This window comes from Dethiosulfatarculus sandiegensis, from assembly GCF_000931935.2.
Lineage (GTDB): Bacteria > Desulfobacterota > Desulfarculia > Desulfarculales > Desulfarculaceae > Dethiosulfatarculus > Dethiosulfatarculus sandiegensis.
Window position 1 is genome coordinate 187,615 of the sequence record NZ_AZAC01000078.1, and the last position, 21,278, is coordinate 208,892.

At 55.5% G+C, this 21,278-nt stretch carries 18 protein-coding genes and 1 riboswitch; of the genes, 1 reads left to right on the top strand and 17 read right to left on the bottom strand.

The genetic code is table 11. The features are described from left to right. Positions 1-96 precede the first annotated feature (96 nt). The 4 genes from X474_RS24600 to X474_RS24615 are packed head-to-tail and all read right to left on the bottom strand — an operon-like array spanning position 97 to position 4,664. The gene (locus X474_RS24600; protein WP_044352731.1) at positions 97-1,074 is read right to left on the bottom strand and encodes a radical SAM/SPASM domain-containing protein; all 978 of its coding nucleotides are present in this window, start codon (positions 1,072-1,074) and stop codon (positions 97-99) included. Beyond that, positions 1,071-1,814 carry an acyltransferase gene (locus X474_RS24605; protein ID WP_044352733.1) on the bottom strand — a complete coding sequence of 248 codons (744 nt, stop codon included), beginning with the start codon at positions 1,812-1,814 and terminating at the stop codon, positions 1,071-1,073. Before X474_RS24605 ends, X474_RS24600 begins: the two co-directional genes overlap by 4 nt. A 4-nt stretch (positions 1,815-1,818) precedes the next feature. After that, entirely contained in the window at positions 1,819-3,681 is a 1,863-nt protein-coding gene (asnB, locus tag X474_RS24610) for an asparagine synthase (glutamine-hydrolyzing) (protein WP_044352734.1), read from the bottom strand. Next, the gene (locus X474_RS24615; protein ID WP_044352735.1) at positions 3,681-4,664 is read right to left on the bottom strand and encodes an NAD-dependent epimerase/dehydratase family protein; all 984 of its coding nucleotides are present in this window, start codon (positions 4,662-4,664) and stop codon (positions 3,681-3,683) included. The genes asnB and X474_RS24615 overlap by 1 nt, the downstream gene beginning before the upstream one ends. Positions 4,665-5,269: 605 nt before the next feature. Between X474_RS24615 and X474_RS24620 the strand changes: the two genes are divergently transcribed. Continuing rightward, positions 5,270-6,238, top strand: a complete 969-nt coding sequence (locus tag X474_RS24620) for a lysylphosphatidylglycerol synthase transmembrane domain-containing protein (RefSeq protein WP_044352736.1) — start codon at positions 5,270-5,272, stop codon at positions 6,236-6,238. Positions 6,239-6,247: 9 nt separating this feature from the next. Here X474_RS24620 and X474_RS24625 read toward each other — a convergent pair whose 3' ends face one another. The 13 genes from X474_RS24625 to rlmN form a co-directional block, all read right to left on the bottom strand. Next, complete coding sequence (locus X474_RS24625) at positions 6,248-7,645, bottom strand: sigma-54-dependent transcriptional regulator (protein ID WP_044352737.1); 1,398 nt, start codon at positions 7,643-7,645, stop codon at positions 6,248-6,250. A 350-nt stretch (positions 7,646-7,995) separates the two neighbouring features. Beyond that, the gene (locus X474_RS24630) at positions 7,996-9,606 is read right to left on the bottom strand and encodes a hybrid sensor histidine kinase/response regulator (protein WP_052515612.1); all 1,611 of its coding nucleotides are present in this window, start codon (positions 9,604-9,606) and stop codon (positions 7,996-7,998) included. Positions 9,607-9,669: 63 nt separating this feature from the next. Beyond that, complete coding sequence (locus X474_RS24635; RefSeq protein ID WP_052515613.1) at positions 9,670-10,476, bottom strand: ATP-dependent Clp protease proteolytic subunit; 807 nt, start codon at positions 10,474-10,476, stop codon at positions 9,670-9,672. A 257-nt stretch (positions 10,477-10,733) separates the two neighbouring features. After that, positions 10,734-11,804, bottom strand: a complete 1,071-nt coding sequence (locus X474_RS24640; protein WP_044352738.1) for a CNNM domain-containing protein — start codon at positions 11,802-11,804, stop codon at positions 10,734-10,736. Positions 11,805-12,082: 278 nt separating this feature from the next. Next, positions 12,083-13,081 (bottom strand): biotin--[acetyl-CoA-carboxylase] ligase, encoded by a 999-nt coding sequence (locus tag X474_RS24650; protein WP_052515616.1) that lies wholly within the window; start codon positions 13,079-13,081, stop codon positions 12,083-12,085. Continuing rightward, positions 13,074-13,886 carry an HAD-IIB family hydrolase gene (locus X474_RS24655; protein WP_044352739.1) on the bottom strand — a complete coding sequence of 271 codons (813 nt, stop codon included), beginning with the start codon at positions 13,884-13,886 and terminating at the stop codon, positions 13,074-13,076. The genes X474_RS24650 and X474_RS24655 overlap by 8 nt, the downstream gene beginning before the upstream one ends. Positions 13,887-13,891: 5 nt before the next feature. Continuing rightward, positions 13,892-15,196, bottom strand: a complete 1,305-nt coding sequence (thiC, locus tag X474_RS24660; protein WP_044352741.1) for a phosphomethylpyrimidine synthase ThiC — start codon at positions 15,194-15,196, stop codon at positions 13,892-13,894. Positions 15,197-15,199: 3 nt separating this feature from the next. After that, positions 15,200-16,543, bottom strand: a complete 1,344-nt coding sequence (gene thiD, locus X474_RS24665; protein WP_044352742.1) for a bifunctional hydroxymethylpyrimidine kinase/phosphomethylpyrimidine kinase — start codon at positions 16,541-16,543, stop codon at positions 15,200-15,202. A 91-nt stretch (positions 16,544-16,634) separates the two neighbouring features. After that, positions 16,635-16,751, bottom strand: a riboswitch (TPP riboswitch). 171 nt (positions 16,752-16,922) lie between these two features. After that, positions 16,923-17,531 carry a ribosome biogenesis GTP-binding protein YihA/YsxC gene (gene yihA, locus X474_RS24670; RefSeq protein WP_044352744.1) on the bottom strand — a complete coding sequence of 203 codons (609 nt, stop codon included), beginning with the start codon at positions 17,529-17,531 and terminating at the stop codon, positions 16,923-16,925. Positions 17,532-17,538: 7 nt separating this feature from the next. Then, a complete protein-coding gene (locus X474_RS24675) occupies positions 17,539-18,705 on the bottom strand; it encodes a pyridoxal phosphate-dependent aminotransferase (protein ID WP_044352745.1) in 1,167 nt (388 codons plus the stop codon). Between the two features lie 23 nt (positions 18,706-18,728). After that, positions 18,729-19,604 carry an ATP phosphoribosyltransferase gene (gene hisG / locus X474_RS24680; RefSeq protein ID WP_044352746.1) on the bottom strand — a complete coding sequence of 292 codons (876 nt, stop codon included), beginning with the start codon at positions 19,602-19,604 and terminating at the stop codon, positions 18,729-18,731. Then, positions 19,601-19,978, bottom strand: a complete 378-nt coding sequence (gene hisI, locus X474_RS24685) for a phosphoribosyl-AMP cyclohydrolase (RefSeq protein WP_044352747.1) — start codon at positions 19,976-19,978, stop codon at positions 19,601-19,603. Before hisI ends, hisG begins: the two co-directional genes overlap by 4 nt. A gap of 63 nt (positions 19,979-20,041) precedes the next feature. Beyond that, positions 20,042-21,088, bottom strand: a complete 1,047-nt coding sequence (gene rlmN / locus X474_RS24690; RefSeq protein WP_044352748.1) for a dual-specificity RNA methyltransferase RlmN — start codon at positions 21,086-21,088, stop codon at positions 20,042-20,044. Positions 21,089-21,278: the final 190 nt, after the last annotated feature.

Below are 21,278 nucleotides of genomic sequence, written 5' to 3' on the forward strand. Positions count from 1 at the left end.
TTTTTCCGCCCGGGGCCTTTGAGGCCCAGATTAGTTTGGCCATAGGAGGGATTTTTCCTCAAAGATCCCCTTATACTTAAACAAAACAGGCCCGGATTAATGCGTGCCCAACTTGGTTAATATAGACTCGGCCAGGAAGTTTTTCAAATGCTCGGTGGGCGCCCCCAGGAAGGTGGAGCGTCTTATCCGGTCACACTCTGAACATATAACATAATTTTCAGGCTGTTTTCCGGCATGAGCCTTGCGCAAAGACCGAATGGGTCTATCCCGCCAAATCTCAAGCAGGCTCTTTTCATCGGCCCAGCCCAGGGTGATCTGCCCGAAAAAATCCTGGGGGCAGGCAGTGACGCAACCGTCACTCAAAACCGCCAGTCCGTACCAGGGAAAGGTGCAGGTGCTCACGGCCTTATCCTTTTGGACCTTACCCACGCTGCCTCCCCAGTTGTGGGGATTCCGCTTAATAGCCCGGTCAAGCCCCTTTTGCCTCAAGCGGTCAAGCCTGGCCTGCTCAGGATCTCCCCAGGGGTGTTCACCCATCAATAAAAGCGATATCTTGGGCTGTTTTTCGCCGGTCGCTTTGCGTGCGGCCAAAAGATGCTCCACTCCGGCCAGGGTTTCGGTTAAATCGGCGCCGGGCCGGGCAACGGCATAGGCCTCCGGGTTTAAGGAGTCCACGGAGCAGGTGATTATCTCGGGTCTTGCAGTCACCAGTTCCAGGGCTTTTTGCCTTGTAATCAAAGAGGCATTGGTGTGCAACCGGACCAGGGCCCCTGCCTGCCTGAATCTCCTTATCCACTGCCCCAGCTCCTCATGCATCAAAGGCTCACCCCTGTGGAAAAGGTTCACCTCCACCGGAGCCAGCTGGGGTATCTGCCCCACCAGGCTGTCCAGTATAGCCGGGTCCATATCCCGCCTCTGGTTCTTGCTCAGCATGCGTTGGGGACAGGCCTTGCATTTTAAGTTGCAGCGGGAAGATATATCCACCCACAGCCTGAAAGGGGGAGCTTCCGGGGAAAGACGGCGCAGCATGAAATCCCGATATTGAATAAGGAGTCTTTTGGCGAGAAGGGTCATTTCCGTTCCAAGGATCGTATGGTTTTGGCGGGCAGCCCTGCGGCCAGGGTTCCTGGTTCAACCCTCCCCCTGACCACGGCGCCGGCAGCCACTACTGAGTCGTCTCCCACAAAGGCCCCGTCAGCCACCACCGCATGGGCGGCTATCCAGACATTGTCACCCACCCGTGTCTCTCCCCGGCTGTTTGTACCGGGCTGTTCGCACAGAGGTGTCCTGGACTCCATATCGTATTCACCGCCGCTCAGGAGATAGGCATAGGCGGCGATAAAGGTGCCCCGGCCCACATAAAGGCGGTTGCTGGAAAATAAAATGCAGTTTGAGCTTACATTGGCCTTTTCGGCCAGCTCGATATCCCCGCCCTTGGTGTAGACAATGCTGTTCCTGCCGATGTAAACACCGTCCGCCATTTTGATGCCCCGGTTGTCAACTCCCTTGGCATCGACCATGACCCCGTCATCCAGGACCACCGCCTTGCCCAAAAAAATCTTTTTGGGGTGACGGAAGGTTACGCCCCGGCCAAAGAGGCACCCCTTGCCCGCACCGCCCAGAATAAGCGGGTAGAAAAATTTGCGCAGGACCACGCCCAGGGCGCCGGGCACCCAGGAGGAAAAAAGCATCACCAGCTCGTGCAGCAAAAGAAAGCCAAAGGAGCGGTCGCCCAAAACCAGATCCTGGTAAGCCTTCAGTCCTCCACCCTGTTTAAGGGCTCCCGCCACCTTGTGGGGATTGGGCTGGTCCACTTTCTCAAGCCTCCAGATAACGCCTGTGCCACAGGGCCGCGTTCATAAGGGCCCAGAGGACATGGTTATGATTATGGGTTCCCGCCAAGTGCTCCTGCATGAGTTTTTCCACACTTTGGGGGACCATATAGTCCGTCACCAGGGGGCTTTTGCGTAAAAGCTCCTCCATCAAGGGCCTGAGCTGACCCCTCAGGAGATTCTTCACAGGCAGGGAGTATCCCTGTTTGCCCCTGTCCACCACATGATCGGGAACCAGCCCCCTGATGGCCTGGCGCAGGATGTATTTGGTTGTCATGCCTTTCAGTTTAAAGCTACCGGGCAAAGTGGCTGCAAACTCAATCACTTCGTGATCCAAAAACGGAACCCTCACCTCGAGGGAGGTGGACATGGACATCTTGTCCACCTTCATGAGCACACTGTCGGCCATGAACAGCTTGATATCGCCAAAGACTTCTTTGTCCAGGCGCTTATCGCTGTTGCATGACTCCATGATGCGCTTGATCGGTCCAAAGGCGTCGAAGGTGACCTGGTTTTTCACCTCCTGGTTGAAAAGGCTTTCCGCCTGTCCCGGAGCCAGGAAATACTGCCACCTCAAGTGCCCGCCCTCCTTGGGCAGGATAGCCCCGTCCAAAAAACGCTTCAAAACATTGACCGCCCCTTTCTTCTGGGGCTGGTCAGGCAAAAGCCGGGACAGGGCGTGAAGGCCCCTGGCCGAGCCGGGCACAAGATCCAAAAGCCTGGAGGCGCTGGAGGCCTTGAACCGGTCATAGCCGCAGAATATCTCATCGCCGCCCTCGCCGGAAAGGACAACAGTCACCTTTTCCTTGGCCTTGCGGCAAATAAGCATGAGCGGTATGGCCGAAAGGTCGGTCATGGGCTCGTCTAGGTGATAGACCGCCTTTTCCAGTTCTTCAATGGTGAGGCCCTCGATCATGAGCACGGTCTGATCGGTCTTGTAATAGCGGGCCATTTCCTCGGCGTAATCCAGCTCACTGAAGCTTTTATCGGGATAGCCTATGGAAAAGGTCCGTAAATGTTCCACCCCGCACTCGCGCATCAGGGCGGTCACCGTGGTTGAATCCAGGCCGCCTGAAAGAAATACCCCCAGGGGCACATCGGACATGAGGCGCCTGTTTACAGCGGTTTTGAGTTTGGCCCTGAGTTCTTCCACCGCCTCCTCGGGCCGGGAAAAACGGGGATCAAACTCCATCTCCCAGTATTTATGTTCGCTTAATTTGCCGTTTTCAAGTTCAAACAGGGCGTAATGGCCCTGGCTCAGCTTTTTCACCCCGTCAAAAAGGGTGCGGGGCGCGGGCACGAACTCATAGCCCAGGTACTGGTAAAGAGCGGAGAGATCCACCCTGCGTTCCAGGCCGGGCCAGGCCAACATTGCCTTTATCTCATTGGAAAAGATGATGTCCCCGCCCTTTTGGTAATAATAAAGCGGCTTGATGCCCAGGCGGTCTCTGCCGAGCATTATGCGCTTCTTCTTTTTATCCAAAAGGGCAAAGCAGAACATGCCGGAAAGCCGTTTTATGCAGTCCGGCCCCCACTCCTCATAGGCATGGATAATCGACTCCGAGTCGGAATCAGAGTAAAAGACATGCCCCTTGCCTTTCAGTTCGCTGCGCAGGTCCTGGTGGTTGTAGATCTCGCCGTTGGTCACCAAAACCACGCTCTTATCTTCGTTGAACATGGGCTGGCGGCCGTTTTCCGAAAGATCTATGATGGAAAGCCGGGTGTGCCCCAGGCTCACGCCACGATCCACATAGTCGCCGCACATATCCGGCCCCCGGTGTTTAAGCCGGTGGGTCATCTCCCGGACCAGATCCTGGTCCTCCCAACTGAACCCGCAAATTCCGCACATCAGATATAACCGTTTTCCCTATACCACTGGCCGGTGCGCCTGAGCCCCTCATCCACTGAGATCTTGGGATCATAGCCCAATTCCTTGCGGGCGCGATCAATCTTAAAGGCCCGGTTCTGACGGAACCAATCGGCCCTGCGCCTGAAAAGGGGAGGCTCGGCCGGGAGCGGCTTATACAAAAGTTCGCAAAGGGCGCTGACCGCGTAAACCGGCCAGAACGGAACGTGGACGATCTTCACCTCGGTGTCAAGCGCCTTGCCCACCCTTAAGACCAGATCCTTGATCGTCACATATTCATCATCGCCAATGAGGTAGGCCCTGCCCACTGCTTCGGGCGCGTTTTCGGCCAACTCAAAGGCATCGATAAAGTTGTCTATGTATAAGGGATGGTAAAAGGCATTGCCCGGACCGGCCATGATAAAGCGGCCCTTGGCCACCCTTTTATAGATCATCAGAAAACGGGCCGGATCCCCGGGGCCGAAGATGGCCATGGGGCGCAGGATGGTTGATTCAAGCCCCTTGTCCAGAAACTCGTTCACCACCAGCTCACCCTGGTGTTTGGAGTACTGATAAAAGTCCTCGGGCTCAATGGGGGTGTCTTCGTCGCCCGGCGGGTTGTCCACATTTCCGTGCACACCCTGGGTGGAGCAATAAACCAGCCTGCGCACCCCGGCGTCCAGGGCGGCCTGGCAAAGCCTTCGGGTGCCTTCCCTGTTCACCTCTGTATACACGCTGTTGGGGCGGTTCACCTCGCGAAACGCGGCAGCTAAATGGTGCACTATTTCGCAACCGTCAACCAATTTGCGGCAGAGATCGGCATTTGTCACTGAGCCAAGGGTGATCTTGGCCCCCTTGGCCTTTAATTCATCGGCAAACAGGCCGGGCTGTTTATCCAGCACCAGCACTTCATCGCCGCGGGCCAGGAGCCTGCGAACCAGATGGGAGCCGGTAAAGCCGGTTCCGCCGGTAACCAATACGCGCATGGTTTTCCCATCATCCCCGGACAGGCGTCCCTGACCGGTCAGTTATATATTGAAACACTAAGCCGGTTCCATACCCGGAACCGGCCGCACCTTATACCCCGGTTAAACCTCCGGGCAGTGCCAAAGGCGGGCCTTCATGCAGCGGAGCCCTTGAAATAGAGGAGACAACCCCCTGGAAGGCTTGAACATAGCCTAATGATATATGGGCCCGATTGCAAGTCCTTAACCTTTGACCCGGGCCTCTTCGCCCCGGTCGGCGGCCTTTTGGAGTAAAAGACTTCCCAAAAGAAGCGGAATGGCCCTGCCGATTATTTTACCGAAAATCCACGGAGTGTCTTTTCCCGCCCTCTTTTGAATTGGAGTATTTTCCTGTCAGTTCTATTTTTTTGCAAGCCGGGTTTTACCCTGAAAAGGTGTATTATCCACAAAAATTTTACTTTATCAAAATCTGAGAGCTGTCTGTTTGCCGATATCCGGTATGATTAAGCGGTTTTCACCTGAAGCTGCCGGGACAAAAAACCGGTTGAGGTTCGGTCTGAACAGCCGCTCCGGGCGGGGGTTTTAAGATTTTCAAGCGGGCTTTTGCCTGAAAAGGGTTACAGGGATTGTCATTTATCAAGGGACCATGGTTCAGGCTGATTATCAGCGCAGGCCTTATGTTTGTGCTTTTAGGCTTTATGGTGGATTTAAAGGAGGCGGGTCGTGCCCTGGCTGAAGCCAGGTGGGGCTATCTTGGCTGGCTGGCCTTGTGGATCACCCTTGACCGGCTCCTGATGGCTTATAAATGGCGCGTCCTTGTGATCTGCCGGGGGCTTGAGATAAGTTTCTGGCAAACGATCAGGGCCTATTATCTCTCAACCTTTGCCGGCTGTTTTCTACCCAGTACTGTGGGCGGAGACGCCATGAGGGTGGCATGCGTAAGCAACCACTCTCGCCCCCTATCGGTTCTAACCGCCTCGGTGGCCCTGGAGCGCACCTTGGGTTTTGTGGCCTCGGCCATGGCCGCGGCGCTTGCGCTTTCCCTTTTGGCCGGCATGGCGGTGGACACCCCCTACGGCCTGGTGGGCTGGAGTTTGGGCATACTTCTGGCTTCTGTACTGGCCGTAGGGTTGACCCTCTCCAAAAGGCCGGCCAGGTGGATGGCCGCCCTGCCTGAAAAACTGGCGAAAAAAGGCCGGGTCCTGGGCTGGGTCGGCAAACTGTTGGCCGCATACAGTGAATACCGCAATCATCCCCTGGCCCTGGCCTGGTTCTTGTTCCTTTCCATCATTGAGCAGTCTGTGCCGGTTGTCGGCACCTGGCTCACCGCCCTGGCCTTTAATATCGATTTGAGCCTCCTGGAATCGGCGGCCGTTGCGCCGCTCGCCCTTTTATTCACCAGGATTCCGGTCTCAGTCTCGGGCTTTGGCGTGGTTGAGGGGCTTTATGTGGCCTTCTTCGGGTTGGTCGGGCTCACGGCCACGGATTCCTTTATCCTGGGATTAATTGCCAATCTTTCCATAGTGGTGACCACCCTGCCGGGCGCACTTTTCTACGCAGTGGGAGGGCTTAAAGGACGTGGATCCGGCGTTTAAGCGGAAAGTTCAAATCTTTTTGCCGATTCCATGCTTTTTTAAGAGCTGGTAAAGATGAGAGCGGCTCATGCCCGAGGCTTCGGCCGCCTGATTGGCATCCCAATCCGAAAGTGCCATAAGGTCGCGCAGGTAGTTGCTCTCCATTTGGTTGCGGTAATCGCGCCAGTCCGGCAGCGCCTTAAGCTCCCTCACCGGTTGAAGATTGGCTTCCTGCTCCTCAAAATCACCCTTCACCGAATCCCTGGCCGCCTGCACCCTGATATTGGTCGGCAAGTGCCAGGGCAAGAGAATGCTGTCCACGCCCGCAGCCGCGCAGGCTGTCTCCAGGGCATGGATCAGCTCCCGCACGTTTCCCGGCCAGGGATATGCCATGAGCATGGCCATGAAGTCATGGGAAAATCCCTTGCAGGCCATTTGGGCCTTGTCGCATATAAGGGCCAGATAATATGAAGTCAGCTCCCTTATGTCCGCGGGATGATCCTTTAAAGGCGGAATATACAGATTCAGGGAACGCAGCCGAAAGAGAAGATCCTCCCGAAACTCCTTTTGGGCAACCATTTGATCAAGATCGCGATTGGTGGCCGCCACCAGCCTGAAATCGCTGAAAAGCTCCCTTTGTCCGCCCAGGGGCAAAAACCTGCGCGTCTCCAGGACCCGTAAAAAGGCTTTCTGCAGATTAAGCGGCAACTCACCGACCTCATCCAGAAAAAGGGTCCCCGTGTGGGCCTGCAACACCAGCCCGGTCCGGTCCTTGATCGCCCCGGTGAACGCCCCCTTTTCATGGCCAAAAAGCACGCTTTCGGTGAGATTTTCGGGCAGGGCCGCACAGTCCACCACCACAAAGCGGTTTTTCTGGCGATTGCTGTTTTGATGAATAGCCCGGGCAAACAGCTCCTTGCCCGTGCCGGTCTGACCGGTTATCAGCACATTGGCCTCGGTTACCGCCGCCTTGGCCAGTTCGTCAAAACAACCGGTCATGGCCGAACTAACCCCAATGATCCCTTCGGTCTTAAGAGCGACCGCATTTTCCTTTTTCAGCTTGTCCTCGTGATACCTGATGGCCCTGGAAAGGGAAAGCATCACCTTTTTATGGGATGAGGCCTTTTCAATATAATCCCAGGCCCCGTTTCTTATGGCCAGCTCAGCGCCGTCGGGGTCACCGTAACCGGTGATGATGATGACCTCCGGCGGTGTGGGCAGTTTACGCAGGGCGGTCAAGCCCTCCAGACCGTCGCCATCGGGCATATAGACATCCAAAAGCGCCACCGCGTAGTCTCCGGCCTCCGCGCTTTTAATACCCTGATCCAGGGTGAGGGCGCAATCCACTTCATGGCCCATGCGTCCTATCACATGGCCAAAGGTATCGCAGACCAGGCGGTCGTCATCAATCACCAGAACCCGAGCCATAGTCCCCCTTTGGTGAAAAACCAAATGATAAAACTAACGACTTGAGGTCAAAAGATTGGGTCTAAGTATTTACTTCATCTGATTAAATAACTAAAGGTCCCTTAAATGCATTTATCGGGAAAGATTAAGTCGGCACGGCCTTAACCTGCCAAACCACCCCAATTTAATCATACATTTCAATACGGCAGATAAAATGCGAGAACAGGCTTGCCTTATCAAAAGGTAAACCCCGTTGTGCCCAGAATAATGAAAACAAGCCTCTTTGGGCAAGAGAAACAATAAATTAAGCTAATAAAAAAACCGGCAAGGCCTTTGGCCTCGCCGTAATAAAGCTTTATTTTTTACCGGGTCTATTTATTCTGGTCCAAGACCCGACGCACTGTCTCGGCCCACCTGCGGTTGCGAATCGGCTTGATCAAAAGCTCCCTGATGCCTGCATCACGGGCCTTGGTCCTGGTGCCGGCCGCCCAGAAACCGGTGAAAAGGATTATGGGGATATCCGGGCGCAGGGCCTGGACCTCCCGGGCCAGTTCCAGCCCGGTCATCTCGGGCATGACCTGATCGGTAACCAATATGTCAAAACCATGGGGATCCTGTTTAAAGGTTTCAAGCGCCTTTAAACTGCCGGTCAGGGCCGTGGTCTTATACCCCAGCCTTTTGAAAAGCCCCTGAGTCACCAAGGCCATATCTTCATCGTCATCCACCAGAAGGATGCGTTCGGTGCCTTTAGGCAGATTCTCCGCATTTTCCCCCCAGGAGCCGTGTTCACTTTGCAGCCTGGGAAGATAAACCTCAAAACAGGAACCCTTGCCTGCCTGGCTGGAAACGACTATGCCTCCCTGATGGGCCCTGACAATGCCGTGGACCACGCTTAAACCCATACCGCTGCCCTTGCCGGTCCCCTTGGTGGTGAAAAAGGGATCGAAAATCCGCTTCAGTACGTCTGCGTTCATACCTTGGCCCGTATCAATCACCATCAGTTTCAAAAAGGCTCCCGGCCCCAATTTGCCGCAGCTGGTTTCCATGGTCTCTTTCAGGTCAAAGGCCTCCAAGGAAACATTCAGCACGCCGCCTGTTTTGCGCATGGCCCAGGCTGCATTGGTGCAAAGGTTCAGCACGACCTGATGAATCTGACTCTGATCGGCCAGGGCAATATCCTCGCCCTTGGGCGGGGAAACACAAACCTTGATATCCGATGAAAGGGAAGACTCCACCAACTTGACCGCCTCCTGGACAATGGGCCCCAAGCGAACGGCAGCCATCTTCTCCTCTGAGGGCCTGGTGAAGGTCAGGATCTGCTTAACCAGGTCCATGGCCCGGTGGCTGGCCTTTAAGACCAGTTCCAGGCCATAGCGGCTGGGGGCCTCTGGGGGCAGATCCTCCAGGGCTATCTCGGTATTGGTCACAATAATTCCGAGTGAACTGTTGAGATCATGGGCTATGCCCCCGGCCAAGGTGCCCAGGGCCTCCATTTTTTCACTTTGACGAACCTGATCTTCTTGCCTGGCTCTTTCCTCTTCTGCGTTCTTTCTGCCTTTTCGGTTCTGCTTCTCCCTTGTAATATTGCGCCCCACTGCCTGGTATTCGATGATCTCACCTTCGGAATTGAAAATCCCCCTGCCTTGCCAGCCGATCCACAACAGTTCTCCATTGGCCCTGGTCAGGCTTTGCTCCACCTCCACGGTGTTATTGCTGCGGTCAATTGTGTTGAAAAGCTCCCGTGCCAGCTGCCGGTCCCTTGGTTTAATCAAGGAGAACACATCCCTGCCCAAAAGCTCCTCTGACATTTTTCCGCTCATGCGGCAAAGCGCATCATTCACAAAGGTAATAGCGCCGTCAAAAGTGAAACGGCAGATCAATTCATCCAGGTTGTCCAGTATTCCGGACAAACGGGCCAAATTCTCCCTGAGACGCCTGTTTTCCAGGATCATATCATCTGAATAAATATCCGCTCGCTTCATCTAAAAACCCCTAACAAGCTGTTTTATTTATAAACACTTAGGATAAAACGATCTTCCCGGCCATCATGGGCGTCCATCGCTCACCTTGAGCAGAGGCCGATTAAGGGCGCCGTCGGCAAATCCCTGTTCAATGGCTTCCTTGCCGTTCAACCAAAGCTCCTTTTTATGGACACTTTTATCCAGCTCATCTTTTGTCAGCCTGGAGACGGAAGCCAGCCAGGTATTGGCCGTATTCTGCAGGTGACGCAGCACCTCGGCCTCATCTTCCTTGTCCGCAGGAGAAGAGACGTCGAACATCTTAAAACTCTTCAGCTCGTGCCACATCAACTCTGCTTGGGGGCTTACCAGCCGGTGTCCCCGGCTGCCGCTGACAAAGATAATAAAACCAGCCGAAGCGGCCCAGCCGTAGCACCTGGTCTCCACGATCATGCCCTTGGATTTGTAATGTTCCATAATGCCGTGAATGCGCCAACCCTCAAACAGGCTGCCGCCCGGGCTCTGAACCTCGACAATGGCTTTCCTGATAGTCAAATGATCAAGATATTCAAAGTATTGCCTAACTTCTTCAGATGTTTTTCTCTCCACTTCGCCTTTAAGCATGTAGTATCCCATCTGAGTGCCCTTTAGTTCAATAATCGAAGTATGCTCGTTGGGATAGCTGCGTTCTGCGTGAGCTTTCTTTTCCTTGAGCTCAAAGGTGGGGATCACATGACATTTAAGACAATCCTTGACCATAAGGGTTTTGGGACACTGGGTCTGTGGAGGTTTTCCTTGGGACATTACCCGTAAAAGATCCATGAATGTCTCACCCTTGACCGGTGTGGCCGCCAGAGCCAGGGTCATAAAGGTAAAAAGAAACATCTTTTTCATGGCACACCTCCTTTTGCCAGATGGCCCGCACCGGACATATCTTTGAAATCTCCCTTCGCATGGGTTGGAAGGCCGCAAAACGGCCTGAATTTCATTGCGGCACGGCTCACCACTGATTATCAAAAGCAATTAACATGCCAATAAAAACAGACTTTCTACCGGGCAGGCGAATCGCGGCATTTTGGAACGCCATAAAAAAAGGCAAGGCCCCGCAAGGCCTCACCTTTCGATAACAATTAGTTATTATTAGATATATTTTATTGCTTCTTTTCTTCTTCCGGCTCCTTCAAAAGATCCTCAAACTTAAGGACAGTGGCCCCTCTCCTACGGGCCAGAACCTGCAAGTCCGCTACAGTATCTGTTTCATCCACTATTTCAGACCCGACCAGTGATTCCAGTACATCTTCCAGGGTGACCAGTCCCATGATGCCCCCGTACTCGTCCACCACCATATACATATGCTCTTTTCGACGCAAAAATGAGCTCAAAAGATTCAGGGCGTTGGCCGTATTGGGGACAAAACGCACCGGTGCGTGGAGTATTTCCTTTAACAGCAGGTTTTCCTTACCGGAATCGGCATTGGCCACATCCCTGCGCAACACATAGCCCTGAAAATCCTCCCTGCCGCCGACCCAGACCGGTATCCGGCTGTACTGCCAGGTCCTGGCCTCCTTTTTGAGCTTAAACACAGGGGTGTCCCCGTTGGCCGAAAAGATAACCGTACGGGGGGTCATGATGTCCTCGGCCTTTAAATCCTCCAGCTTGATTATATTGTGGATGAGATTGTGTTCCATGATGGTGATCTCACCCTCCCTGGCGCCCAGCCTGGCCGCCGCCAGGATATCGTCCTCGCTGACTATAACCATTTCCGGGGCGCTTCTGATGATAAGGTTGGTCACCAGTCTCAGCAGTTTGATAAAGGGCTTGGTGGCGGCCACCATCACATCCAGAGGCTTTACCGAATGACGCCAAAGCAAAGGCCAATGCACAGCCCCCACGGTTTTGGGGATGATCTCGGAAAAAAGCAAAATAGCCAGGGTGAAGACAAGGGAAAAGACCCAAAGGTATTTCACCCCCCAAACCTGGCCCGCCGCCCAGCCTGCCAGGGAGGCTCCGGCGGTGTTAGCCACGGTGTTTAAAATAAGAATAGCGGTTAAAGGGACTTCCACATTGGACTTGAGCCTTTTCATTCCACTTGCCTGGTCTTCGCCGCGGGCAGAGGCGGACTCCAGGGTGATATGGGGTGTGGAATACAAAATCGACTCCAGCAATGAACACAAGGCGGAAATGCAGATGGAAAAAGAAACCGCCAGGATCAAGGTGGCCATGATTCCTCCGGCCTGTTTTGGTTAAGCGAAAAATCCCAAAAAGTCAGATCAAAACTCAAACCAAACCGCGTTTCACCGTTTTACTTGGGCAGTCCAACGAGTTGCCTCAAAAGGCTTTATATGCCTTTAAAAAACAACCGGAGAGATTATTGATTGCCGCACCGGCTAAAAGCGGTTAAATCCAGAGCTAACCATGCAAGCATAACATGAGTATAAAGGCAATCCGAAAAAAGGAAAATTATAGACAATCGCTCTCAGGGGATTTAAACAGGGGAATTTCAGGGTTTATTTTTATCGCTGACTGAAAGTACAGTCACATCACCGTGCCGAATCAGCATCTCTTTTGTCCGGCCTTTCAGAATCAGGGCTCCGTCAGCGGCCATACCCTTGAAAAGGCCGGTCTTCACCTCGTCTCCGTCCCTGACCGAAACCTCTTTACCCAAAAGCCAGGATCTGGCTTCATATTCAGCCACCAGGGCCCTTCTGTCACCTTTGGTAAAGGTCTCGTATAATCCGTTCATATTGCGCATGACCGCCGCCAGAATTCGAGCCCGATCCCAACTGCGTCCAGTTTCAGAGAGTAAAGACGTGGCCGGTGAACCGATTTCAGCCAGGTCTTGGCGGCTCAGATTGACATTGAGCCCAACTCCCACCACCACATACTCCACCTGTTCCGCGCGGCTGGCAAACTCGGTAAGCACTCCGGCGAGTTTCACACCGCTAAGGTAAAGATCATTGGGCCACTTGATCTTGGGTTCAAGGCCTGTGATTTCCTCCAAAGCGCGGCACACGGCTAAAGCCGCCAGATTGGTAAGCCCGAAAACCAGGCTCATCTCCAGCTTGGGACGCAGGACCAGGGAAAACATAAGGCAGGCGCCCTTAGGTGCTATCCAGCGGCGCTCCAGCCTTCCCCTGCCCTTGCTCTGATATTCGGTTGCCAACAAAGCGCCGTGGGGAACGCCCTTTTCCGCCCTACGCCTGGCCTCCAGGTTGGTGCTGTCTATGTCTTCGAAATGAAAGTAGGGAAGCCCCAGACTATTTGGATCAAGCCTGGCCTCGACCCTGGCGGGCAGGATCATATCCGGTTCAGAGACCAGGCTGTAGCCCACCCTTGGCTGGGCCTTGATTTCAAAGCCCTGTTTACGCAGGGCGGTAACCGCCTTGCCCACCGCGGCCCGGCTCAGCCCCAGAAGCTCGCCCATTTCCTGACCGGAACGGGGTTTATCGGCATTGAGCAAAAGCCTCAGCACCTCTGTGCTGGTTTTCATCTCAGGCATCTTGTTTTTCCGTTAAAAAGGTATTGACCGCGTGATTAAAGCCCTCGGGGCCGGGGAGATTTTCCCTTTTCAAGTTAGGCAGTTCAAGGGGGGCGTGGCTCAGGTCCGGCCGGGCCACCAGAACCGGGTGATCCACAGCCTTGAACATGGCCAGGTCGTTCGGAGCATCGCCCAGGGCCATGGTCTTTAGGTTTTTATCCTTTTCCCGGTACAGACTGCTCACAAGGCTCACGGCCCGGCCCTTGTCCCCTCCACCGAGCAAATGAAAAAAGCGCCCCCCCCTGGTGACGGAAAGTCCCTGTTCCTGGGCGGCTCGCACAAAACCGGCCTCATTTTTTTCCGGCTCCGGCAATATCAGGGGTTCGTTAAACTCCCTTTTCCCGGCCAAGGCGGCCTTTTCCAGGGAAAGGCCGGTGAACCCCGCCACCTCCCGGTCCGTGAGGTCGCCGAACCCCTTGGCCCCGAACCTGTCCTTAAAAACCAAAAACCGCCTGCGCACCTCTTCAATCGGCATGCCCAGGCGCCTCACCAGCCAGCCATCACCGGCTTTTGACCACTCCGAACCTTGAGCAAGGGCATGACCAAAAGGCGCGTAAACCCCGCCGCCGTTTTCAGCGATAAAGGGATGATCAAGCCCAAGCTCATGCCACAGAACAATCATCTCGGCCCGGGTCTTGCTCGAGGTGAGAACCAGGGGGACTCCCCTTTGGGCCAGGGCATCCAAGGCGGGCCTGGCCGGGGTATAGTCATAGGCCTGGTGATCCAAAAGAGTTCCGTCCAGATCGGTGAAGACCACCAGGCCCATAGGGCTTATCCTTTCTTGCGCTCGGGATGGAAGTAATCCCGCATCAGGCGCACAGCGCAGAAGCGGCCGCACATGGTGCAGACCTCTTCTTCGGCAGGCAGGGAGTTTTCCCTGATCTTCCTGGCGGTGCGCGGGTCCAGGCAGAGGTTCAGCATGGTCTCCCAGTCCATATCGGCCCTGGCCTTGGCCATGGCGTTATCCTTGGCAATGGACTGCTCCCTGCCCTTGGCAATATCGGCTGCGTGGGCAGCCACCCTGGTCACCACCACCCCCCGGTATACATCTTCCGGCCCGGGCAGGGCAAGGTGTTCGGTGGGGGTGACATAGCACAAGAAATCCGCTCCGGCGGCTCCGGCCAAAGCCCCGCCGATTGCGCAGGCCACGTGGTCGTGACCCGCCGCAATATCAGTCACCAAGGGGCCGAGCACATAAAATGGCGCATTATGGCAAAGCCTTTTCTGCAACTGGATATTGGTCTGGATCTGGTTCAGGGGCACATGGCCCGGTCCTTCGATCATCACCTGCACATCTGCGTCCCAGGCCCTTTGAGTCAGCTCGCCCAGGGTGATAAGCTCGGTGATCTGGGCCCGGTCCGTGGCGTCGGCCAGGCAACCGGGACGCAGGCCGTCGCCCAGAGAGAGGGTCACGTCATGGGCCCGGCAGATCTCAAGCAGCCGGTCGTAATGCTCGTAAAGGGGGTTTTCCTTTTCATTGGCCAGAATCCAGCAGGCCATGAATGAACCGCCCCTGCTCACGATATCCATGATGCGGCCCTCGCCACGCAGACGGTCCAGTACAGCCATATTCACCCCGCAATGCACGGTGATGAAGTCCACGCCCTGCTTGGCTTGGTCTTCGATAACCCCGAACAGCTCATCGGCGGTCATATCCACAATGCCCCGGTCCTGGCTGGTGACCTCGACCGCGGCCTGATAGATCGGCACGGTTCCCACCGGCACGGGGCAGTTATCCAACACCTGCTGGCGCATGGCCCGTAAGTCTCCACCGGTGGAGAGGTCCATCACCGCATCGGCTCCGGCCTCCAGGGCTGCGTTCAGCTTATCGATCTCTTCGGCGGCGTCCGCCCTATCCGAGCTGGTGCCGATATTGGCGTTCACCTTAACGCTCAAGCCCTCGCCCACGCCCCTGGGCTCCAGGTTTTTGTGGGCCGGGTTTTTGGGGATGGCCACCTTACCCTCGCCAACGAGAATGCGAAGTTTTTCAGGGTCCATGCCTTCGTATTTGGCAACCTGCTCCATGGCCTCGGTTATTTGGCCTGCGCGGGCCGCTTGCATCTGTGTTTGGGCCATTTGCTAGGCCTCCTTTCCAGCCAGGGCCAGCACTTTGGCCACCAGTTCTTCAGGGGTGCGGGACAAAAGCCGCATCACCGGCTCCTTACCCACTTCACCCCGGTCAAAAATCAAATCAGGCACCAGGCCCATCTGCTCGATCACATGGCCGGTTCCCCATTCCAGGGTGGAGCCTTCGCGTGCCTTTACATCCGCCGGTTCATCGGCACGGGAGAATTCGCCCACCTGCCAGCCCAGGGAACGGGCCTTTTCGATAAGGTCTTCATCAAAGCAAAGGGCCATGGCGCAGCGTTTCTCCGGATCTGCGGCACAAGCGGTGAGCACGATTTTGGCCACATGCTGGCTGGCTCCGGCCTTGGCCGGACCGGCCGCTTTCAGCCTGCCGTTCATATCTGTAATCCGCCCCTGGATGGCGATAACCTCGCCCGGTCCCGCAGCACCGGGAAGGGCGTAGCCGATCTGCCCCCTGACCTCGGGAATAATGAAGCCCAGGCCGGGTTCCTGCTCCAGCCGGTCCATGGCAGCCTGCACCCTGGCCAGGCCGCCGCCCAAGGCCAGACGCGGCTCCAGGTCCGCCATGGCGTTGACCGGTCCGTGTCCCTTGCCAATGGCCAAACCGCCGGCGATGCCGCGCCTTACCAAAAGCCTGGCCCTTTCCACGGCCACGGAAACCTCGCGGCCCTGGGCCAAAAGCGTGGCGCAGGAAGAAGCCAAAGTGCAGCCTGTGCCGTGGGTGTGGGGAGTGTCTATCCTGGCGGCCTTGAACTCATGCACCTCTTCACCGTCAAAGAGCACGTCAGCCGGGTCTGTTTCCAGGTGTCCGCCCTTGATCAGAGCGGCTTTGGCACCCATGGCGACCAGATCCCTGGCGGCCTGAATCATCTGTTCCGTATTCCTCACCTCCCTCTCCAGAAGGGCTTCCGCCTCATCCAGATTGGGGGTTACCAGGGTGGCCAGAGGAATCAATTTTTCCTTTACAGCCCGGACTGCGTCTTCGGCCAAAAGCCGGTCCCCACCCTTGGCCACCATAACCGGGTCCACCACCAGCGGACGATCAAGGCCCTTGACCAGTTCCGCCGCAAGCTCCACCAGTTCCGCTGAATGAAGCATCCCGGTCTTGATTGCATCCACCTCAATATCATCTGCCACGGCATCAAACTGCCGGCGGACAAAATCCAGGGGCACGGCATGCACGCCCTGCACTCCCCGGGTGTTTTGGGCGGTAAGGGCTGTGATAACGGTCATGGCATGTCCCCCCAGAACAGTCACGGCCTTAAGGTCAGCCTGGATGCCCGCCCCGCCGCCGGAGTCGGAACCGGCAATTATCATTACTTTAGCAAGCGGCATAAAAAAGCCTCCTTGTTGTTTTGCAACAAATTAGAAAAGCCGTCCGACCCAGGTGAGGCTGGGTCAGACGGCTTTGTGCACTTCGGAAAGCCCTTACTGGCCTAGCCGTTCCCTCCGCCGGAATTACCCGGATCAGGTTCAAGGGGTCGCCAGGCGCTTTTTTAACGCGCCGGGCTCTCAGTCTCAAGTGACGCCCCCCGGCATGTGTTAAGCTATCAGGCCAGACGAGTTTAGTCAATAAAGTGAAGATCACATTACGGAATTAACCAGCGATTAATCGGCAGGGAAAACCACCGGGCCGGAACTCAGGCAAAAAAAACCGGCCGGGCAAAAATTTTTACAGCCCAGCCGGTTTTTTGTTCAGAAATTACTTTCCCTTTCAGGAAAGTTCCTCATTCAAACCGGCCAGCATGCCAAGCCTGTCCAACAGCTTTTCCCTGCCCATGCCGTTCACAGCTGAAACCGGCATGAAATCAGGGTCATATTTACCCAACACAGGCCGCAATTTGGCCAGGCGGGCGTTTCTTTTATTGTTGGAAAGTTTGTCTGCCTTGGTCACCACAATCACAGTGGTGAGGTGTTGGGCCGCCAGATAATCCAAAAGCATGAAGTCCTCTTCAGTGGGTTCACGCCGGATATCCAGAATAAGGACCACACAGGCCAACGGCTCCCTGGCGGAAAGGTAGCTCTCCACCATGCGCCGCCAGCCCATTTTCACGGAACGGGGCACCTTGGCAAAGCCATAGCCCGGCAGGTCAACCAGCCTGAACTGGTCCTGGTTGATGGCAAAAAAGTTGATCTCCTGGGTCCGCCCGGGCTTGCTTGAAACCCTGACCAGCCTTTTGCGCCTTAAAACGCAATTGATCAAAGAAGACTTGCCCACATTGGAGCGGCCCGCAAAGGCGATCTCGGGCGGGCCGACCGGGGGATAGCCCTTGGGCTTCACCGCGGCGGTCAAGAAATCGGAATTTTTAATTATGAGCCCCATACCTGCCTTAGCTGTAAAAACGTTTGATATAGTCGTCCAGACGCGTAAGCGCCTTTTCAATGTTCTCCAGGCTGTTGGCATAGGAGAACCGGAGATAGCCCTTGCCGCCGGGGCCGAAATCGCAGCCCGGGGTCACCGCTACACCGGCGTTTTCCAGGATATGGAAGGCCAGGCGGTAGTCGTCCGGGTCCAGGTGATCCGCCTTGGCCAGGACATAAAAGGCCCCGGTGGGCGGCACCTTGATGCCCAGTCCCAACTGACGCAACCCCTCCACCAGGCGCAGCCTGCGGGCGTTGTATTTTTCCTTCATGCGCTCGGTCTCTTCCCTGGTCTGGGTCAGGGCGGCGATGCCGGCCCACTGGCTCATGGAAGGAGCGCAAATGGCGAAGTTTTGATGCATCTTCTGCAAGGCCCGGATATGGGTCTTGGGAGAGATGATGTAACCCAGGCGCCAGCCGGTCATGGCATAGAGCTTGGAAAAGCCGTTCAGCACAAAGGCGTCCTTGGTGAACTCCAAGATGCTGTGGTCCTCGTCGCCATAGGAAAGGCCGTGGTAGATCTCATCGCTGATCACATAAGGCGGGCCGTCCGTGCCCGGAGCAAGGTCGGCGATGGCTTTCATGCGCTCGGCACTCATGACCTGACCGGTGGGGTTGGCAGGGGAGTTGAGCATCAATCCCTTGGTCCTACCGGTTATTTGGGCCTTTATCTCTTCGGGCCGATACTGGAAGGCATCGTCTTCCCTGACCGGGATGCGCACAGCCTTGCCGCCGGTGAAGGTGATGAAATTTTCGTAACAGGCATAACAGGGATCGCTTATGATCACTTCATCGCCCTGTTCCAAAAGGGCGTTGAAGATCATAAGCATGGCCGGGCTGGTGCCGGAGGTGACCACAACCTGGTCCGGGTCCACCTCCACCCCATAGGTCTGGTGATAATGATCGCATATGGCCTGGCGCAGTTCGGGCACGCCCAGGGAGTTGGTGTAATGGGTGCGGCCCTTTTTCATGGCCTCGTAGGCCGCTTCGCAGACCACACTGGGGGTGTCAAAATCCGGCTCACCCACCTCCAGATGGATAATCTCCTTGCCCTCTTTTTCCAGGGCCTGGGCCTTTTCCAGCACGTCCATTACTATGAATGCGGGCAGATTCTCAGCCCGTTTGGTGCAGCTCATGGTTATTGACTCCCCTTTATCTCTCAGATTACCTTATTCAGTGCGTATTCTATGATGCCTTCCGCGCCCTTATCCATAAGCTCGGGAATCAGATCGCGCACCCTACCCTCCTCCACAACGGTCTCAACGCTGAACCATTCGCTGCCATAGAGATTGGCCACGGTGGGAGCGTTTAAGCTGGGCAGGGCCTCGACAATATCCTGCAATTTGAGCTTAGGCACGTTCATCTTGAGCGCCACCAGCTTTTCAGCCACCAAAGCGGCCTTGAGCAGAAGGGAAACCTGCTGGATCTTTTTACGCTTCTCAGGGTTCTGCCAGACCTCTTTATTGGCAATGAGCTGAGTGGTGGATTGCATGAGTTCATCTATAATCTCAAGGCCGTGAGCCTTTATGGTGGAACCGGTCTCGGTGACCTCCACTATGGCGTCGGCCAGGCCGTTGACCACCTTGGCCTCGGTTGCGCCCCAGGAGAAATGCACCTCCACGGGTATGCCTTTTTCTTCAAAAAAGCGGCGGGTGAAATTGACCATCTCAGTGGCCACCCTTTTACCGGCCAGATCCTCCGCCTTTTTGATCCCGGAATCCTTGTCCACAGCCAAAACCCAGCGGGCCGGACGAGCCGAGACCTTGGAGTAGACCATCTCCTCCACATACTCCACCACGGAGTCGTTCTCCAGGATCCAGTCCTTGCCCGTGAGGCCTGCGTCCAGGGTGCCGTTTTCCACATAACGGCTCATTTCCTGGGCCCGGCAAAGCGAACAATCAATCTCATCGTCATTGATCTCGGGGAAATAAGAACGGCCGTTTACGTTTATCTTCCAGCCGGCCCTTTCAAAAAGGCGTATGGTTGCGTTCTGCAGACTGCCTTTGGGGATGCCAAGTTTCAATTTTTCCTTCATTTTCCGTAAACCTCCTCAGGATCAAACACCGGTTCGCCTTCTGTCACCAATTCATCTCCGGAAACCCTGCGGTAAAAGCAGGTCCGCATTCCGGTATGGCAGGCCGCGCCACCGATCTGTTCCACTTTGTAGATCACGGTATCGTCGTCGCAGTCCACATAAATATCTTTAATTATTTGTACGTTCCCGCTGGTACCGCCCTTGTGCCACAATTCCTGGCGGCTCCTGGACCAATAATGGGCCTCTTTGGTCTCAAGGGTCTTTTCCCAGGCCTCCTGGTTGATATAGGCCAGCATCAGGATCTCGCCGGTTGCCGCGTCCTGGGCTATGGCGGGGATCAGTCCTTTTGTCTTTTCAAAATCTAATTTGACCATCTAAATCCTGCCTTTTTCAGTACAAAAGGGAATAAATTTTTGTACTCGGGTGAAAAACAGTTGTCAAGCGTGATGCCGGGCAGCCAAGGTGCCGCAGGCGGCCGAGATATCTGCACCCCGGGGTCTGCGCACCAAGGCGGTGATATGGTGCTCTACCAGGGCGTTTTGAAAGGCGGCCACTTCATCGGGCAAAGGAGCCCGGAATTCGGCCTTTGGAAAGGGATTAAAGGCAATAAGATTGACCTTGCAGCGCAGGCCATGGCAAAAGCGCATCAACTGTTTGGCATGCTCGGGCTGGTCGTTCACCCCGCCCAAAAGGACATATTCCAGGGTGATTCGCCGGGTGGGCTTAAGGGGATAGGCCATGAGGGCCTCTTTCAACCGGTCCAGGCCGTAACGGTGGTTCACCGGCATCAGGCGGGACCGCAACTCGTCATTGGGCGCATTCAAGCTCACAGCCAGGGCCGCGGTTGTGGCCCTGGCGAACTCTGGCAGTTTATCCACCCTGCCCACTGTGGAGACCGTAACCTTGCGCTGGCTCATCTGAAGCCCATATTCGCCAAGAATATTATCCAGGGCCAGGCACACGAAATCCAGGTTATCCAAGGGTTCGCCCATGCCCATGAAGACCAGGTTGGTCAAGGGTTTGTCAGGCTCGGCCAGATCCCTGGCCACCAGCACCTGCCCCATGATCTCGGCCGGAGTCAGGTTTCTCTGAAAACCCAAGGAAGCGGTTCGGCAGAAGCGGCACCCCTGGCGGCAACCCACCTGAGTGGAAACGCAAAGGGTGCTGTGGTCCTCCTCCGGCATCAAGACACTCTCCACCAGGGCGCCATCGGCCATCTGGTGGAGAAATTTTCTGGTGCCGTCTCCCGCCTCTTCCACCTTGATCGGTTCATACCAGAACAAGGAAGCGGCTTCGGACAGCCTTCTGCGCAGTTCCTTGGAAAGATCGGTCATGGCCGAAATTTCCCGAGCGCCCCTTCTGTAGAGCCAGGCCAGAATCTGCCTGGCCCGATAGGGCTTTTCGCCCAGACGAACCATGAGATCCTGCACCTCCATGGCGCTTAAGTCCCGCAGGTCAGGTTTATGTGCCTTTAACTCGGACATGGAGGTAATATACCAAAAAGCAAACCAATTCCCATGGGATGCCGGGAAAGAGTTAAAGAAAACAGCCTTCAACCCCAAAACCAGGGGGGAGGCATTCATATTCAACTAACTGAAAAAAAAGATAAAATAAAAAATGTTTCAAAAGACCTCCTTTTATATGAACATCCGGTTTACGAGACGGGGGGCATAC